General features: G+C 41.3%; 15 protein-coding genes. 11 read left to right on the plus strand and 4 right to left on the minus strand.

All coding sequences use genetic code 11. The features are described from left to right. Positions 1-264: 264 nt before the first annotated feature. The 8 genes from NWE73_RS08675 (at position 265) to NWE73_RS08710 (ending at position 8,571) form a co-directional block, all read left to right on the plus strand. The gene (locus NWE73_RS08675; protein WP_277577914.1) at positions 265-4,290 is read left to right on the plus strand and encodes an RHS repeat domain-containing protein; all 4,026 of its coding nucleotides are present in this window, start codon (positions 265-267) and stop codon (positions 4,288-4,290) included. A 9-nt stretch (positions 4,291-4,299) separates the two neighbouring features. Further along, positions 4,300-4,494: a hypothetical protein gene (locus NWE73_RS08680; RefSeq protein WP_277577915.1), complete on the plus strand. Its 195-nt coding sequence runs from the start codon at positions 4,300-4,302 to the stop codon at positions 4,492-4,494. An 81-nt stretch (positions 4,495-4,575) separates the two neighbouring features. Continuing rightward, entirely contained in the window at positions 4,576-5,280 is a 705-nt protein-coding gene (locus NWE73_RS08685) for an RHS repeat domain-containing protein (RefSeq protein ID WP_277577916.1), read from the plus strand. 318 nt (positions 5,281-5,598) lie between these two features. Continuing rightward, positions 5,599-6,177, plus strand: coding sequence for an RHS repeat-associated core domain-containing protein (locus NWE73_RS08690; protein WP_277577917.1), 579 nt, complete (start codon positions 5,599-5,601; stop codon positions 6,175-6,177). Continuing rightward, entirely contained in the window at positions 6,174-6,689 is a 516-nt protein-coding gene (locus NWE73_RS08695; protein WP_277577918.1) for a hypothetical protein, read from the plus strand. Before NWE73_RS08690 ends, NWE73_RS08695 begins: the two co-directional genes overlap by 4 nt. A gap of 108 nt (positions 6,690-6,797) precedes the next feature. Further along, a complete protein-coding gene (locus NWE73_RS08700) occupies positions 6,798-7,019 on the plus strand; it encodes a hypothetical protein (protein WP_277577919.1) in 222 nt (73 codons plus the stop codon). A 530-nt stretch (positions 7,020-7,549) separates the two neighbouring features. Further along, the gene (locus NWE73_RS08705; RefSeq protein ID WP_277577920.1) at positions 7,550-8,074 is read left to right on the plus strand and encodes a hypothetical protein; all 525 of its coding nucleotides are present in this window, start codon (positions 7,550-7,552) and stop codon (positions 8,072-8,074) included. Then, the gene (locus NWE73_RS08710) at positions 8,071-8,571 is read left to right on the plus strand and encodes a hypothetical protein (RefSeq protein ID WP_277577921.1); all 501 of its coding nucleotides are present in this window, start codon (positions 8,071-8,073) and stop codon (positions 8,569-8,571) included. The genes NWE73_RS08705 and NWE73_RS08710 overlap by 4 nt, the downstream gene beginning before the upstream one ends. Before the next feature lie 268 nt (positions 8,572-8,839). Here the strand turns inward: NWE73_RS08710 and NWE73_RS08715 are convergent, their stop codons facing one another. The 4 genes from NWE73_RS08715 to NWE73_RS08730 all read right to left on the minus strand — a co-directional run bounded on the left by NWE73_RS08715 (position 8,840) and on the right by NWE73_RS08730 (position 14,592). Continuing rightward, positions 8,840-10,396 (minus strand): serine/threonine-protein kinase, encoded by a 1,557-nt coding sequence (locus NWE73_RS08715; protein ID WP_277577922.1) that lies wholly within the window; start codon positions 10,394-10,396, stop codon positions 8,840-8,842. 1 nt (position 10,397) lies between these two features. Further along, complete coding sequence (locus tag NWE73_RS08720; protein ID WP_277577923.1) at positions 10,398-11,219, minus strand: DNA/RNA non-specific endonuclease; 822 nt, start codon at positions 11,217-11,219, stop codon at positions 10,398-10,400. A 301-nt stretch (positions 11,220-11,520) separates the two neighbouring features. Next, positions 11,521-13,131: a metallophosphoesterase family protein gene (locus NWE73_RS08725; protein ID WP_277577924.1), complete on the minus strand. Its 1,611-nt coding sequence runs from the start codon at positions 13,129-13,131 to the stop codon at positions 11,521-11,523. A gap of 879 nt (positions 13,132-14,010) precedes the next feature. Continuing rightward, the gene (locus tag NWE73_RS08730) at positions 14,011-14,592 is read right to left on the minus strand and encodes a hypothetical protein (RefSeq protein ID WP_277577925.1); all 582 of its coding nucleotides are present in this window, start codon (positions 14,590-14,592) and stop codon (positions 14,011-14,013) included. Positions 14,593-14,749: 157 nt separating this feature from the next. Between NWE73_RS08730 and NWE73_RS08735 the strand changes: the two genes are divergently transcribed. The 3 genes from NWE73_RS08735 (at position 14,750) to NWE73_RS08745 (ending at position 16,845) form a co-directional block, all read left to right on the plus strand. Next, positions 14,750-14,908 carry a hypothetical protein gene (locus NWE73_RS08735; protein WP_277577926.1) on the plus strand — a complete coding sequence of 53 codons (159 nt, stop codon included), beginning with the start codon at positions 14,750-14,752 and terminating at the stop codon, positions 14,906-14,908. Positions 14,909-14,915: 7 nt separating this feature from the next. Then, on the plus strand, positions 14,916-16,409 hold the full coding sequence (locus NWE73_RS08740; RefSeq protein ID WP_277577927.1) for a hypothetical protein: 1,494 nt from the start codon (positions 14,916-14,918) through the stop codon (positions 16,407-16,409). Positions 16,410-16,644: 235 nt separating this feature from the next. Then, positions 16,645-16,845, plus strand: coding sequence for a hypothetical protein (locus NWE73_RS08745; RefSeq protein ID WP_277577928.1), 201 nt, complete (start codon positions 16,645-16,647; stop codon positions 16,843-16,845). Positions 16,846-17,022 lie beyond the last annotated feature (177 nt).

Consider the following 17,022-nt stretch of genomic DNA (forward strand, 5'->3'; position numbering starts at 1 on the left):
GCGTTGGAGTGAACCTTTCTTCGCTGCGACATACCGGTAAGTATGCCTCACTTTAAAAGAACCCCTCCGCCTTGCATCTGCAGCCTTTTGATCAGTCCCAAAATCGATATGAATCAAAGAAATTTAACCCATCGTAAACAATCCTGAAGGTTTGAGCCGATGGGGTTGAGTGTCGGCTCACCCGAACTACATATGCTCATCCTCAAGGCCTTGAGGATGAGTATATCGCCAAACGGGTTTGTCCTCTTTCTTAATGAGCGGTAGTTGGTTCAACTGTCGTTCTCCGCGGGCGCGGCCGCAGGTTCAACTGTCGTTCCCACTTGGCGGGCTTGTAATAAACAGGAAATATTTACTTTTGGGATAGATTCCTCTGCCGCCCTCAGGCTCCTGGGTATAAAAGAAAAAATAAATTATAGTTTACTTCAAATTAGGGTGTTTGTGATGGATCTGAAGTTCGGTCGCCTATTGGTTTTAATTGGTGTGTCTCTCACTGCAAGTTTTTCTTATGCTGATTTTACGGCAATTGGGGTGCTTGATGAGGCTCGAGCACAGCAGGCTAAGAGCGAGCAATGTAGTGACCCTGCAAATGTGTGCCGAACAATTCCAAAGCTGGTACAAACAGGTAGTAGTGCAAGTTGTGTTGTGGCTGGCGTTGACAATATTAAAGAAACATCGAGTGACTTCCCGGGCCAACAGTCATTTATGTTTGAATACTCCAATTCTTGCTCATCATCTGTTGAGGCTAAGATTCGTTTTGGAGGCTCTTGGAGTCCTTCGGTTATTTTGCCTAAAGGACAGCATGTGTGGATAGGGATCGAATTCGATTCCTATGCCGATATGCCAATCGAAGTCAGTCTAAGCGGCAGTGGGGCTCAAACTCCATCTCCTCAGCCAAATCCAACGCCAGCTCCAACTCCGAATAAGCCGGGATCTATCCCTGTAACCTCCGACCGTCCTGGCCAGTGCAAGCCTGGGGTTGGGAGTTCAAATATTCCTGGTCACTCGGTCATCAACCTGGAAAGGCAATCCGTTTCAGAATCAATTCCAGTAGTGGGAGCAAGTTTTTATCTCAATTACTCAAGTGATAGATTCAAGAAGGGTAGTAACTTTAACTCAAAATTTGGATCCATCGGGGGCTGGAGTTTGTCCATTCAACACTATCTCGATGTTAAGAATAAAGTTATCTACTTCGGAGACGGTAGGATAAGGAAGTTGTTTGGTGATGAGTTATACTATTTTGAAAAAGAGAACCTTTATGCGGTCGATAATTTAAGATTTTATCCAGATGGAAGGATCGCGAAAATCTGGCAATTGAAGCCCGATCGAATGGTTTGGTTTTTTCAATATGAGAGAGACTATCTTGCAAAAGTCACAACTGATACTAAGCAAGTTTATACCTTTTCGAAATTTGGTATAGTGACTCCGTTTGGGCAAAAAACAACTTTTGAATTTGATCAGAAGGGGAGCCTAAGTAAAGTCACCAACCCAAATAATGAGTCTTATTTGCTGGCCTCCGACTCAATCGGTCGATTGGTAAGTTTTCAAAAGCCTAGCGGATTAAAGACCTTAGTTACCTATGATGAAGAGGGGAATCTACAAAAAGATCAGGGGCCGATAAACACATTGGTTTTAAGTTCCCATATCGATGCGGAAAAGAATGCAATTTATATTGCGGCCTCAAGTAGTAGTAACAAGCTTCTAGGTGGAGTGAGAATCGAAAACAATGAGCAGCTATCTACCGTAGTTCATAAGAACGATTTTGGATCGTTCTCCTCATCTTTTTATTCTGGCGTTTCCAGTGATTCTACTGTTTCTGGCTATGTGGATATTTACAATGGAACCTATACGTCAAAGTATGAACATTTAAGACAGAAAGCGTTCAGTGATCGGACAAAAGTACAATTTGAGGTTAAGGGAACTAATTTTAAATCAACGTCGGAAACTTATATCAAAGAAGAGTTTGATAAAAGATTTACCAAAACAACACTTACTTATCTGCAGAATAATGACAAGCAACCATATAAGCTAGTTGAAGAAGAATCACCTACAACAGTGACACTTACATCTCCACTTCTTCGTACTATGAAAACCAATGGTAGTTCGATGGAAAAGAACCTAACCATACAGATTGGTGATCTGTTGCCGACTGGCTTTTCATATGATTCTCTTGCTCGTGTCACTGCAATCAAACAAGGTGATCGTCAGCAAACTTTTGCATATGACAGTTTTGGAAACCTAGCTTCTGTTTTAGATCCCTTAGGAAGAAAAACCTCTTTCGAGTATGACAAAGCGAATCGCCCGGTAAAGCAGATTCTTGCCGGCGGAAATGCAATTGAATTCGCATACGATCTTGATGGAAACCTAAAAAGCATCAAACCTCCTGGAAAACCAAATCATAGTTTTGTGACGGGTCTGACGGGATTGGTCGAAGGCTATCTACCTCCAAGCATTCAGTCAAAAGTGACGGGTTCAACTGTTTATTCGTATGACCAAGATAAAAAGCTAACAAAGATCAGTCGTCCAGATGGTAAGAATGTTGAATTTGTTTATGCTGCGGATAGTTTCTTAGTGAATGCTGTCACTACGCCTGATGGTAATTATCAAATTAAATATGCTCCGATTAAAGATGGAAAATCTGATTTACCTGGAGAGTTAACGGCTCCTGACGGTACCAAGATGTCTTTTAACTATGTTTGGATGCTTCCAACTTCCATCAATACAACCGGAGATGTAAATAGCACAGTTGGATATTCCTATAATACTGATTTGAGTTTGGGGACTATTTCTGTAGCAGGTGCTGATGGGAAAGCCGTAGTTTCAAATGCAGTCGCCTATGATTTAGATGGTCTACTCACTGGCGTTGGCGGTTTGGCAATGACCCGCAATAACGTTGGAGCGGTGTCAGCGACGACATTGGGTAAGATTGTCGAGGGAATTGGGTTTAATACTTACGGTGAACAGATCTCCTCAGGCTTTACGATTGATAAGAAGCCAATTTTTGGGATGAGCTATAACCGCGATAAAGTTGGCCGTATCGCAGCTTCGCAAGATGTTACAGGTACAACGAAGATTGTTTCAACTTATGAGTATGACGCTCAAGGAAGACTATCTAAAGTTACTAAAGGTTCTGATGCTCGTACTTATACTTACGATGCCAATGGAAACCGTTTAAGTTTCACGAGTGGTTCTAAGTCATATACAGGTATTTATGACGAGCAGGATCGCTTGTTGTCATATGGGGACTCAAAGTTTGAGTATAATGACAATGGTGATCTTCAGACTCGTACGGATGTGAATCCGGAGACAAAAGAGACGAAGATGACTTCATATACATACGACGTTTTCGGAAATCTCCGTAAGGTCGTTCTGCCAGATGGAAGACTGATTGAGTACGTAATCGACGGACAGAATCGCCGTATTGGGAAAAAGATTAACGGGAAAGTCGTTCAAGCTTTCATCTATCAGTCACAATATCAAATTGCGGCTGAGATGGATGGCTCAGGGAAAATTGTAAAGTCGTTTGTCTATGCGTCTAAAGTGAATGTGCCGGACTATGTAAACTATAATGGAAAACAATTCCGAGTCATTTCCGACCAAGTAGGTACTCCAAAAATGATTGTGGATAGTGCAAATGGTCAGGTAGTTGAAAGCTTCAACTACGATGAATTTGGTGTTTCTCTAGACGGTAAAACGAGCGCGATTATTCCGTTTGGGTTTGCTGGCGGTCTCTACGATGGTGATACCGGACTTGTGCGCTTCGGAGTCAGAGATTATAGCCCGGTTGTTGGTAGATGGACTAACAAGGATCCAATTGGCTTTAATGGTGGACAAGGTAATTTATATGTCTATAGCGAAAACGATCCAGTAAATCTAATAGATCCATCAGGAAAGTTTTGGACAGTTGCTATCGGTGCGGTTATCGGCGGTATCTCTGGATATTATACGACTGGTGGAAGTGCTAGTGGTATTGCAATAGGTGTTATCTCAGGAGCATTGTCGGGGACTGGAATTGGAAGTGGGTCTTTAGCAAGTGCTGGCATTTCAGCGGTTGCTAATATCGCAACTCAGGTTGCGGGCGGAACTTCGATTTGGGATATAAATAAAGAATCTGTTTTGATGTCAGCAGCTTCTGGTTTTGCGGGTGCTTTAATAGGCAATACGGTTAATTTAGCGTTGCCTGGAAGTAAGTTTACTGAGAAAATTTTGGCACCGGCGATTGGTGGTGCGTTTGGTGCCGGAGCAGATGCTGCTTTGACCAATGATTTTGCTTTAGGAAAAACTTGTCCATAGGGAATTTAAATGAATGATGGTGTTTCATCGGGCTTGATGTTTTTGGCTGCTGGCTTATTTCTTTGCTGGTGGTTTTTCAGAGTACTAAAGCGAGATTTTAAAAAAAAAGAATTAGCCGGGCGAAATGTGATGATGGGATTAGCATTTCTTAGCGGAGTGATTTTATCTGCTATTGGTATCGCTTATATCGTACATTTCTCTTAAAAATTCTTTTGATTTGGTCCTCATTACTGGAGGACCAATACTTATTACTACTTCAGTTCCACGCCTTCAGCGTTCCACTCTGTGGGCTTCCGCCCGGATTATGTAAATTACAACGGTAAGCAATTTAGAATCATTTCAGATCAAGTTGGTACGCCAAAAATGATCGTGGATAGTTCAAACGGTCAGGTAGTTGAAAGTTTCAATTACGATGAGTTTGGTGTCTCGTTAGATGGTAAAACGAGCGCAATTATTCCTTTCGGGTTTGCCGGGGGGCTTAGTGATTCCGACACAGGGCTAGTGCGCTTTGGGGCAAGAGATTATAGTCCAATTGTAGGAAGATGGACTAACAAAGATCCAAGTGGTTTCAGCGGAAGGATGTCTAATTTGTATGGATATGCCAGTTTCGACCCAGTAAATTTCATTGACTACAATGGGAGAGATCCACTTGAGGCTGTTGTTGCTGGAGCAATTGCCGGAGTAATTATCGGTGGTATTTCGTCTGGAGTTACGACCTGGATGCAAAATGGTAGTTTTGGGGAGATAATGAAATCGGCAGCGAACGGAGCTGTGGGTGGTGCAGTTGGTGGTGCAATGTTCGCACTAGCTGCGGAAGGTAATGTACTGGCAGGAATTGGCTCGGTCATGGCTGGGGTTACATCTTCTTTATTATATGGTGTAGGCGATTTAGGTAATGCTTCCAAAGATTTTTTTAAAGGGTTAGTATATGTAAACAACTCAAAAAATCGCGAGCAACAGCTTTTAGACTGTGCCGATGGAAAGCAATAATGAATTTTGAAAATAAGACGAATCCATTTTTAAGAATCGTTGCGCCTCTTGGATTTATTCTTGGGATCTTGGGATTACTTTTTTTCGGTGTTTTGTCTTTTCAAGCATATTCTCGAGGAGAATTTGTATTGAACAAAGATGTGATTATTGTCTTCGGTTTTTTTAGTATTGGAACAGTCTTTTTAGTTTTTTTTTGTAAGCGCGAACTAAATTGGTTTCGCAAAAAATAAATATTAGATTGGATTGACTCGGGCTCCTGCCCTCGTCCCTTCGGGCTTCGCGCCGGGATAGCTTCCTGCTACGCCGGTTGCAGGCGGTTTGTACGACGCGGATATAGGACTTCTTCGTTTTGGAGCGAGAGACTATAGCCCGATTGTGGGGCGTTGGACGAACAAGGATCCGATTGGGTTTAATGGTGGTCGGGGAAATCTGTATGCCTATGCATATGGTGACCCGGTCAATTTTATTGATCCAACAGGACACTTTGGTATTTTCGGTGCCATAGTTGGTGCTGGACTTGGCGCCGCGGGTGGAGCTATTGGTGCCGCACTTGTTCCAGGGGCAACCCGAGCCGATATTATCTCTGGGGCAGTTACAAACGGAATGACAGGCGCCGCAATTGGCTCAGGTGCGAGTTTGGGTGCTATATTTCTGACCAATGTGATGACCCAACTTACATTTACTGGGAAGATTGACCTCGGACAGAGTTTGCTTAGCATTGCAACCGCCGCATATTCTAGGGCGGCAGTCGGACAGTTGGGGCAAATGTTCGGTGGTGCGATTCAAAAAATAGAACAGGCAATTGACGGCGCTGTTGGTACTTCGTTAGTTCCTCTTGACGCAGCAACGGGTTACGTTCAAGGATGTGGTAATGGTAGTGCAGCGGGGAATCGTTGAGTAAGATTAAATTTAATAGTGATCTATATAGAAAATTAAGTATCGCAGGTGGAATTTTACTATTTCTTATCTGGGTAGGAATAACTGTTTACGTGCTATCTATTCCACCGTCAAAACCAGTGCTCCCACATGAGGATCTTCGTGTGGGGCTTTTTCTAGGCGTCGTCTTCGGTATTCCAACTTTAGGAATGGTTTTCTATAGTCTATATCTCAACTTTGAAATTGAAATAGGGCAAGAATTGAAGATTAAAAATACAGGTCTATTTGGTAAAATAGATCGAAGTATTTTATTTTCAGATGTATCGGAGCTATCTCTCAATGCCATTGATAGTTTAAAAATCGGCTTAAAATCTGGTGAGCTAATAACGATTCCAAAGTATATTGTCATTCAAAAGCAATCTTTGAGTGCAGATCAATTATCAGCGTATGAGAAGTTGGATTCAAAAAACAACATGCGTAATATTGTTTTTCTCAAGGTCTTAATTTCCAATAGGATGAAGATTAATTCTTAATGTTTAAATCAAAACGCGGTTGGGTCGGCATTTAGTTTGGCTCCGCAAAACTGGAATTGGGCAGGTATCAACACTGACTTCGGTCAAGCGTGTGACTAAAAGTGGAAAATGACTAAAATCGAAATCATCGGAAGCGTAGTTTTTATTTTAATTGGGATCATTGGTTTGAAACCGATGATCTATAATTTCAAACAGGCTTATAACAATCAAATTCCAAGTATCTCAGAAGCAAGAAGAATTGCCTTGATGTTTTATTTCGGCTTGGGGATCGTTTTATGTCCGCTCATTTGTGGGTTGCTTCTTTATTTAATGTATATCCGCCTCATTTAAATCCAAGGGAGATTGATGAAAAGTCGTCATTTGCTTTGTTGTAAGTCGACTTCCTTCTCTGCGACCTACTGACCAGTAGGCCTCGCTTCGAAAGTCACCTTCCGTCGCGCAACTGACGGCTTTTGATCATTCCTTGAGTAAATACCAAATCAAATAAATCCTTCTATCGTAAACATTCCTCGTCCGATTGGGCAACGAAGTCAGTCCATGAGCCCGATCTACATATCTCCTAGCTCAGGAAGTGAGATAGGGGATATCGGCAACCATTTTCCTTGCATGTCTTTGCCTGTTAACTACAATTGGTTTATGAGTGAAAATAATAGACCATTTGGTGACAGATGGATGTTTTTGATTCCAATTGGCCTCAGCTTTCCGCTTTACGACTATTTCACGAAGGGGTGTTTTAGGATACCTCGAACGACTGAAATTTGTGGAGATCAGGCAACTTTGGCAATTGTTGTAGTATGCGCTTTTTGGCTTTCATTTCCAGCATTGTACTTATACCGACGATTTAAAGGTAAATCTAGAACATGAAAAGAATCGTCGAAACTCCTGAAGAATTTAAAACTGAAGGCCTAGATCTAAAGAGTACGATTTTCTACCTACTATTTAGTGTGGTGATTTTTGGGGTTGGCATCGCTCTCTGGAATATCAAGAAACAAAATCTAAATTTCTACGTTTCAAAGGGGCTCTGCGTCTTGCTGTTTGTGGTAGGCATTGGTTTCTTCGGAGAAGTTCTCTCAAAGTACTTGTTTCTCCGGTTTCATATGGATTCCCGTGATATTGAAATCAAATGCCTGCTTTGGACTTGGAGGTCTAATGGAGAGCCCGTTCGTATTAGTATTACCAAGAATCCTTTCTTTGGATCGCTTGTGAAAATCTATTTTAGTAAAGGTTCTTTTGAAATCCCTATCTATTTTGATAGGGATGTAGAGAGTTTTGTGGGAGCTATTAAAGCCAGATATAAAGGTGGGATTAGCCTAGAAAAGAGAACCATGAGGAGAGGTATTTTTACAACTGAGTCTATCGAAGAAATTCCACGGTTAGATTCATGACCAGAGCCATCAGTGAACACTTAAAAGCCTCGATCACAGCTACCATTGTTGCCTTATCAATTTTTATTGCTGGCTGTTCTACAGCGCCTTTAACAAAAACGGCTCGCTATCCTGATGCCTGTAGGATTGGAATCAACGAGGCTAGTATTCAAGGCGGAGCTTATTGGCTTTTCGGGACACTTTCCCAGCAAGGACTTTGTGCTCCATTGCCTGAGCTTAGCGTTGAACTTGGATTTTACTATTGGACTAAAAAAGATACTATTGCCTTTGATCTCGATGTTGATCATGGACTGAATGGATCGCCTGCAGGCCTATTGTATAATCTTGCACTGGTTTCTGGTTGCCGTGAAGAAGGTGTGGATTTATTTATCGTTCGACTTCATGAAAATAAGATTGGGATATTTGGGCCGGAAAAAGAGAACTGGCCGAGGACGGTGATGTTGAAGATTGAGGATATGATTGAGAGTGACCCAGAACTCGTTAAACTCTGTCGGTAGGAGGGGAGTGATGAAAAGCCGCCATCTGCTTTGTTGTTAGTCGACTTCCTTCGTTGCGACCTACTGACCAGTAGGCCTCACTTCAAAAGCAACCCTCTGTCGCGCATCTGACGACTTTTGATCTCTCCGGGAAAGCGATTCAAATTTCCAAAAAAAAAGCCATCGTAAACCTGCGAAACAGGTCTGAGTGCGCCACGAAGTGTGTGCTCGAACCCGAACTACATATGGTCTAACTCAAGGCATTGAGTTAGACCATATCGTCAACCATTTATAACTTGATTTTACTTAACATTTCCATTCTTTGCTTCTGAAATTCAATTTCGCGCGCATTTGCGGCTTTCTGGTTCGCTATTTCCTGTTTCCTTAAAGACTCAATATGTGCTTTATAAATTCCGTTTGTGCTTTCAATATATCTTTTTAAATCAGGAAGAATCCGTTCTACTTGGGTTATCTCGCAGGGAAAATTGCAAATGTTCGCTCTGAATGCGGCTGCTTGGGGCGGATGATTTAATACATATGAATAGCTACCTTGACCAAACAATCGCTCCCATAAGTTGGACGGCGTCTGGTTTAGTGTGCAGACCAAACTTCTACCGTTATGATCAATGGTTACTATTTTTATTGGATTTGCAATAAGTGGATCATCTGAGACGTCTGATTCAGCAACCACTTCTTTAGAAAGAACATTTAACTTTTGTTGTATTAGCGAAGCTTTACCGAGTGCCTCGATTTCTTGTTTAATTAAAGAGATATTCTGATATCTGAAATTCGGATCCTGGTGAATCATTTTTTCGACGATTTTATCGAGGTATTTTAGTTCTGGAACAATACCACCTATACTTTTAAATCCAGTGCCATGTGGAACTTCACCAGTGAAGATCTCATTGGTAATCAGCCCTAAGGCATAAATATCAGCCCTGTGGTCGACGATCCCACCTTTGTATCTTTGTTCCGGTGCCGCATATTGGAAATTTGCTAAGCGATCCTGTTGTTGTGTTTCAACGGCGGTAAGGAGATCTTGTTCTTCAAAATGCGCAATTCCGAAGTCGGTGACAACTAGTTTTTGCTGAATTCTATCGACGAGAATATTTTCAGGTTTAAGATCTCTATGAAAGCAACCGGTTAAGTGTGCAGCTTCAACGGCATCAAGCATCTGGGTGATGAATCTAAATCCCTCAGTTCCTCTAAGAGTTTTCATGTACTCGCGGAACGTCTTTGGATAAAGAGGCATGACATAGAAGAGAGACTTTATTCCATCTGTGGTATGCACACCATGATCAAGAATTTGGATAATTCCAGGGTGTAGATTCTTTTGACAAAAACCGATCTCATTTTTGAAGCGCTTCGATTTAATTGTGCTTTGATTTGGTTTTAAAACTTTAACGGCTACTTTTTGTCCATCGCTGGATTGTGCTGAAAATACTGTTCCAGAGCCACCATTTCCAATTACTTTGTCGAGAGTGTATTCATCAAAAGTGGTTGATAAAACAGAGCCTTTGCCGGGAGTTTTAATTGGTGATGGTATTTTGTTTTCTGTTTTCATTATTTCTCTATTTCGAGATTCCTCGGCGTACATTTGAATTTGCTTTAATGATTGAAGAACTTTTGTGAGTTTGGTCTTGTCGCTAACCGATACGCTAGAGACTAATATTTCATCTGCAAGTAGACGTTTTGCTTCATATTGTAAGCCAGAGTCTTCGATTGAATTGACGAATGTTTCAAGTTTCCTAAACCAAGCAAGTGTATTGGTAGATCGGGAAATAGGATCTTGTAGGGTGCGAATTTCTTCGCCGTTATCAATAAGGATTAAAAGTTCAGAAAACATTTTATTTTTTCACAATCTTTGCGGGTTTCATTTTGGTGAAACAATCAAAACTCTTCCAGTCTTTGATCGGCACAATAGGATATTTAGAAAAATTAGTTTTCTCAGTATCATTGATTTGGGGGAGGACTTCTTTTTTAAGTTCTGTGAGTTTGATCTCGCGCTCTGCCATCACATCGCCCTTGTCGGTTTGATTGTAAATGAATGCCAGCATCTTCTTTGGCGGAGTCTCATCTAAGACGATCTTAAAGAATTGATTTGGAATCGGTAGGCCGCTCTTAAGAGTTTTCAGGTTTTTCCCTAGAATTGGTCCTGTGATGACTTTCACTTCTTCCTCACCGCAAGCCCATTTTCTCACCTGATCTTCCAGTTTGAGCCATGCATCGCGGTTCAGATTTGGTTTCTGCGGCGCCATATTCGACATCACAAAGGTCTCATCCTGCGCCTCTTGGTTAAAGCCAAAGTCTTTCGAATTCGCCAAATGTCCTTGATCGTAGCCGGTCTTTAGATATTCGCTGGGCTTAACTATTAGCTCTTTGTAGTCGGCAAGCAGAGGGTCTGCTTTGAACTTGTTAGAGCGAGTGGCATTCGCGGAGTTTTTTAGTTGGGTGGCAGTGAGGGAGTAGGTGACGTGGCGGGCGAGGCGGGTGGGGCGGTCGTAGGTTACCACGAAGTACTTATGATCGAGGATTAGCACAGAAGGAGGAGATTTCGCCAGAGGGGCGAGGCCAACCGTATCTGAAGGGAGAGAGAGCTCTTGCTTGGGAGGAGAAGTTTGGCAAGAGATGATCAGCGTCGACAGGGCAACTAACAAAATGTACTTCATGGTGTCTCCTTGATGGGGTTGATGAAAAGAAGCAATCTGCTTCGTTGTCGGCACTTCGACTGTCCTCGACGTATTCTTAAATACGCCTGTGGGAATCAAAGTGCCTCCGCCTCGCATCTCACTTCTTTTGAACAACCCTGGATGGGTGGGGCTTTGTAAATTCCTAAATGAAAAACTCCAAAACCTATCGTAAACCGTATCTGTCTGAGCTGGCCTAGTTCACGTCAGCGAACCCGTCCTACATATGCCATAGCTCTAGCGAGCTATGGCATATCGTCGACCATTTGGTAAATCATTGCTATTATAATGTTGTTTCCGCAGTGGCAGGTTCTGGTTTCACAGCAATTGTTGTTGCAGTGTGCGGAGTCAACTTGTCAGGCTCCCAGCTATCTAGTGCAAGACGTTTAAATCCAGAGACTCCTTCTTGATAGATGCGTGCTGCATGAACTTTGTCAGTAATCAACTTTTCTGGATTCAAGAATACAAAGTTTCGGTTCGTATAGAATTGGTTAGGTACGGCTTCGATTAGCACCTCACCTGATTGAATCCTAATATAAGTTGATTCCTTCAATAGACCTTCTGCAATTTTAGGCATTGGATAGTAACCAATAGGTGAGGAGACAATGATAGGTACAGTGAACCTTGTACTGCTTGTCGTCACCATCATTTCCACAGTACCACCTGTGTGAATGTCGCCAGTTAGAATTGTATAGTTGGTACCTTTAGCCGCCTTGGTGGACATAGCGGTCAAGAGTTCGGTGAAGAACGGCAGGCCACTATCTGATGTCAAACCATCCTCGAGATCATCTTCGCTTTCGGCGATAAAGGAGATCAGCTCCCCAAGTTTCGGGTGAATCTTAGAAAACCAATTTTGAACGCTTTTAAGTTTGCAGAGCTTTGCAAGTCCCGTAAGTGCACCTTCCAATTCCCTAGAGCTGCGTGCAGGAACAACAGGAATTAAAAGCATGACATTCTTGTGTGGAAGCGCCTGAATGGCTTCAAAAACTGCAGCCTTATGATCGTTCTCCATGAGTTTCTTTTTCATGGAATTCTTTTCGGTTCGTAAGTCCAGAACGACGAGTGCCGAGTTTCCGAGATCGAGGATACAGCTGTATCCGGATCCCGATTTCTTGATAAGCGGACTTGGATTTCTTGATGCCTGAAATGCTTCAAACACTTCAATCAAAATCGGTGCATAGTTTAAGTACTTTTTCTCAAACTCATTGCCTACAAAAAGTCTACCACCTGCGCCGTCGGTAATATCATGGTCGTCAAGCATTGCAATAGACGGAATTTGCGCCATGAGTTTTCTGTATGATAGGTCGGACGTCTGTTCGAATGCGCGTTTGATAGCTGCCATCTTTACTTGAAGTCGGAGTTCTGGAGTAACTTCGCCCTTAAGTTTATCAATGAATTCTTTTTCAGTCGCATCTTGATAGTACTGGTCGCCACCAAGGATTAAAAGTTTTGGCTTTTCTGTAGCTGTAATAGCAGTATTATGGAGTCTGCGCCACATCTCCCATTTAAGGGTAGGTTTCTTAAATTCATCAACTCCATTGCAACTCACGAGGACAACTTCAGAAGATGAAGACAGAGTCTTCCAATACGTGAATTTCAAATCGTCATTGGCAAGGCCGCCACCAAGATCAAGAATCTGATTGTTGGCTTCGAAGTTGTAAGTGTATTCTACATCAACAAGTAGGTTTTCAAATTCAAAGATGAAGTTGCGAACCTCTTTGTCCTTAAATCCTGTAGTTTTCGAAGCGACCTTAATTCCATTTTGAAAGAGGTTGCAAGTCGCGGTGGCGAAGTTGGTGTGATAGGGCGCTAGAAGTACGATCTTCTGCGTTCCATTTTCTCCGCGTCCTAAAAACGCGTGGATAAAATTGATGGTCTTGCCGTCCTGGGTCATGTGTGCTCCTTGGCAAAAAAATCCTTTTGCCTTTTTAGAGCTGCCTCCAGTACGCTTTCTTTTACAACAAAGAAAAAGCAACTAAGAGTAAACAGCTCAAGTTAATTTTTTTGGCTCTCGTGTCTGTTAGCGCAGTCGCGAGAGCGTCTTCGACTCTGTATCATAACAAATCAGAGTATTTTTCAGTATCAATTTGTCAGAAATCTTCAGATTTTTTTATTTCTGTGGATATGTCTTGCCGTGTTATCTGCGCATGTCTTTATTTTTCTGGCTGAATTCAAATGAGTGCTTCACAGAAGGTTGTATTGCCGCAGTTTGTCGAGTTTTATTGAATGCTTAACATTTGGGCGAAGCATTTATGGGATTCTCTATGGATCAATTTTTTATGCAAATAGTGAGTCGAAGGGGAGGGGATTTTTGGAGTTGAAGTCGTCATAGATTTTAACGTGAGAATGTTGCTTAAGAGTTATGTAAGGAACTTCAAAAAAACTTCCTCTACTATCTTAACTTCCTGAGTCCCCGAATAAGATTCCATTTTTGGTCGTGTCTTTTGAATCCTGAAATTGGCATCAAACTTTTTATATGTCCGTGATTTGTGGATATACGAGATACAGTCTTCGAATAGGCAAGACCATCCTTTATACTTCCATTTTTGGGTTCTTGCGACTTGCTTTAGGCTGCGAATTTTTGGAAAAAAGTGAACGTGATGCGTTCCCTTGACGGAAGAAATGACATTGATAATTAGATTGTTAACATCCTTTGTATTTCTGATTGTTGGGTGGGCCCACAAATAAAGCCACAAATAGTTGTTATTTGAAGATTTCAGAAGAACGACTTTAAAGAGATTCTTTCTGTAAATTACATAATATCGTTTCATAGTTATTTTTTAATCCATCGAGCTTTGCCAACCAGCGGATTTGTCGGTGAAGTTAATGGATCCATATAAAGATAAGAACCCTCAATTGTAGTTCCATGGCCATCTATCACCATAAAAAATGAAGCAAATCGCCTTCGAAGGGGATTTTTAGACTCAACATAAGTTCCAATAAGATATGCTTCTTTAACGAGACTGCCGGTACCATCAATCGTACAATCTCCTGTATGATTAGTTAGTTTGAACTCAAATTTTTGCAAGAAGGGGTGAAACTTAATTTCTAATCTGCCCCAAGTTATATATTTCTGCTGAGTTTGATCATAGTCAAAAGCCTCATATGTTCCTGCGGCCATTATTTTGAATCTAAACTTATATATGGTGACTAGAGCTACTACAGTTAGGACTGCCCATACTGCGCTACTAACTAAGTTGATCACAATTGCCAAAAGATTGGAATCTATTGGGCCTAGGGATTTTGGGTCATAGTGAAGAACCGTAAAACAAAACGAAGCTAAACGGAAAAAGAAGTATCCCGAAAGGGCCATAAAAAATATTGTTTGCCATGTCCAATACAATTTTTTAAACATCAATTTCTCCCGGTTTCTCTTCGGCATCTCTGAATATGTTTTAACTAATAGTGTGTTTATAATTGAGACTTGTTACATAAGTGTTGGTGAAATTATTTTGATTAAACTTAAGTCTGTGTATGGCCGTATGCTTAAGTTCTTCGGAGTGAGGTTTGTGATGTCTGATACGGTGGTTTGGGGTTTAGCAGGTATAATAATTTCGATCCTTCTAGCTTTTCTCGGTGCTAAAAGGTTAACGATTGGTGGAAAGAAAATTGTTAATAAAGGCAAAGTTGATGGCGATATTTTTATCGGAATAAAGAATAAAGAAGAGTAGGAATTCAATGTTTGATAAGAAGAGTATTGAGATCGCATCAAATGCCCAGATCTTGGGTGATGTTTTTATTGGTGAAAAAAGAACAGAAATTTCTATAACAGTTAATGCTGTAGAATCGTTGGATCAGCTTATCGATGTGTTAAAGAATACTGATGGTATTGATGGAGTTACTTCAGTTTTCGATAAAGTTCTGAAAGACCCTGAGTTGAGGAAAGTTCTTCATTCTTCATTAGCCAGAGAGTTTGGGAAAGATCTAAAGGCAAGTATTGATCTACTCGTAACTGATCTAAATTCGTTTGGTCTAGATGGGTTAGACCTAACGAAATTAAATTCTCTCCTTGCTGAAGCGCGTGATAGGAACGATTTAGAAAGTACAATTTATATTTTAATGTATGTTCTTCAGTTCGTTCAAAACACACCGGGTATAGAAAGTTTGTATAAGGATTATGCTGAGGAAATTATTGGGTCATCTTCTAAGACTGCAAATGGTTTGGCGGCTAAGGCTGTGGCATATTCCTTTCGAGCAAAACAAAAATTTTATGCATTTAACTCTCATAGAAACATCAACTATATTTCATTCAAAGGGATTAAAGATTGTTCTGGCGAGTATTCAGTAGGGGCTTTGAAAGTTATTACTAGTGAGTTATTGGAGCTAAGACTTTCATATTATGAAGATATTCTTACTGCTGTAGCAATGTCAGTTGCATCTGGCTCCAGAGAAGCGTTTTTGCTAGTTTTCAATACATTTCTTTTTACCTTCGAGATGGACGCGACTTTTTTAAAAGTTACAGGGGAAGTCAGTTTTAAGGCAATTAAGGAAGATATTGAGAAGATTTACGATGATTTTGAATCTATGTTGAATGATTGGAATCTTTTAGGGGTAGAACTAGCAGATTTAAATAATAATAAAGCAACCTTTTATCTTTTGATTGAGGAATTTGAAGCCGGTAAAAAATTTGCCAGCGTTGCTATGGACCTGTATCTGGAAAACGGTAGAGCGTTTTCTGCCAAGATGGCGAAGCAAACTCTCGATGAAGCTGGTAAGAAAAAATCGTTTGAAGTTGAATTGGAAGAATCACCAATTGAAGCAAGTATTGAGGAATTTGTTAAATTTGCTGAAGATAATGCGAGGCGAATGTTGAGGATGAAAGGCATTGATTTAGATTCCGACATTAAGTTAAAAAAAGATTTTGAAAGGGCATTAAAAAATATGCAGCCTTCAATTGCGTATAAACACTGCGAATACATTATTGTCAGTGCAGTCAATACGCCGAAGATTGGGGAGGAGCTTGGTTTGGTATCCATGGGTGAGATGTTGGTTACATGTCGAAAAAAAGATGTCCAAACACGTGCAGCTGACATTGAAGATGCTTTTAACCAAATGAGATGTTTTTGTTGTTTGGGATGCCGAGATCATCGGCCACGGGCTAAAGACTGGGTATATACGCCTCAATTTGAGATAGAGCTATTTAGCGGCCTGGATGCAAAATCTAAGAAATGACTTACATATAATTTACATATCTGTTGACAGCGCCTTTTTTTGGCCCTATTTTTGTTTTTAAGGGGCGCGGATGCGCACAGAGTGGAAGGCCGCAGGGCCTGGGAACTGAAGTAACTCCCGAAGTGAGCTGGTGAGTCCTGCAGGGAATCGCTGGTCGCGAATTTCGGGTGAATTAAACAAGTGGACACAAATTTACAGTGCTTTGACTGTGGCGTTTTGCCGTGGAGGGATTTCTATGTCTTTAACTAAAGAGTTTTTTGATCATGACGTTTATCTGCCGGAAGAACCAACTAACCAATTAGAGTTGGTTGGGTTGCTTGACGTCCTGGCAGGCCCGCTGTTGAGTTCTACTGATGCTGGTGATGTTAGCGAGAAGGCGACGCCTATCAGTCCGTTAAAGGCTGATTCCGTTGTTCGGTTTTTCCCACTAACTTAGTTTCGAGTTCTAACATGCATTATTTTATTTTTGTGGAGAATCTCCCGGCGGAGTTTCGCGGGCAGGTTTTGCGCGTGCTCATTCCCGATACTTTGAAGCATCTTAAGCTTCATCTGGCCGACATTGCTTCTAATGAAGAGGATGTCGTGATGAAACTAATTAGCTGTATTCAAAGGT

The organism is Bdellovibrio svalbardensis, assembly GCF_029531655.1.
Taxonomy (GTDB): Bacteria; Bdellovibrionota; Bdellovibrionia; order Bdellovibrionales; family Bdellovibrionaceae; genus Bdellovibrio; species Bdellovibrio svalbardensis.

Excerpts from the sequence above, each read along its gene's own strand:
- NWE73_RS08700 (WP_277577919.1), top strand. The coding sequence starts at position 6,798 with ATGACTAAAATCGAAATCATCGGAAGCGTAGTTTTTATTTTAATTGGG.
- NWE73_RS08730 (WP_277577925.1), bottom strand. The coding sequence starts at position 14,592 with ATGTTTAAAAAATTGTATTGGACATGGCAAACAATATTTTTTATGGCC.
- NWE73_RS08710 (WP_277577921.1), top strand. The coding sequence starts at position 8,071 with ATGACCAGAGCCATCAGTGAACACTTAAAAGCCTCGATCACAGCTACC.
- NWE73_RS08745 (WP_277577928.1), top strand. The coding sequence starts at position 16,645 with ATGTCTTTAACTAAAGAGTTTTTTGATCATGACGTTTATCTGCCGGAA.
- NWE73_RS08720 (WP_277577923.1), bottom strand. The coding sequence starts at position 11,219 with ATGAAGTACATTTTGTTAGTTGCCCTGTCGACGCTGATCATCTCTTGC.
- NWE73_RS08735 (WP_277577926.1), top strand. The coding sequence starts at position 14,750 with ATGTCTGATACGGTGGTTTGGGGTTTAGCAGGTATAATAATTTCGATC.
- NWE73_RS08740 (WP_277577927.1), top strand. The coding sequence starts at position 14,916 with ATGTTTGATAAGAAGAGTATTGAGATCGCATCAAATGCCCAGATCTTG.
- NWE73_RS08715 (WP_277577922.1), bottom strand. The coding sequence starts at position 10,396 with ATGTTTTCTGAACTTTTAATCCTTATTGATAACGGCGAAGAAATTCGC.
- NWE73_RS08725 (WP_277577924.1), bottom strand. The coding sequence starts at position 13,131 with ATGACCCAGGACGGCAAGACCATCAATTTTATCCACGCGTTTTTAGGA.
- NWE73_RS08705 (WP_277577920.1), top strand. The coding sequence starts at position 7,550 with ATGAAAAGAATCGTCGAAACTCCTGAAGAATTTAAAACTGAAGGCCTA.
- NWE73_RS08680 (WP_277577915.1), top strand. The coding sequence starts at position 4,300 with ATGAATGATGGTGTTTCATCGGGCTTGATGTTTTTGGCTGCTGGCTTA.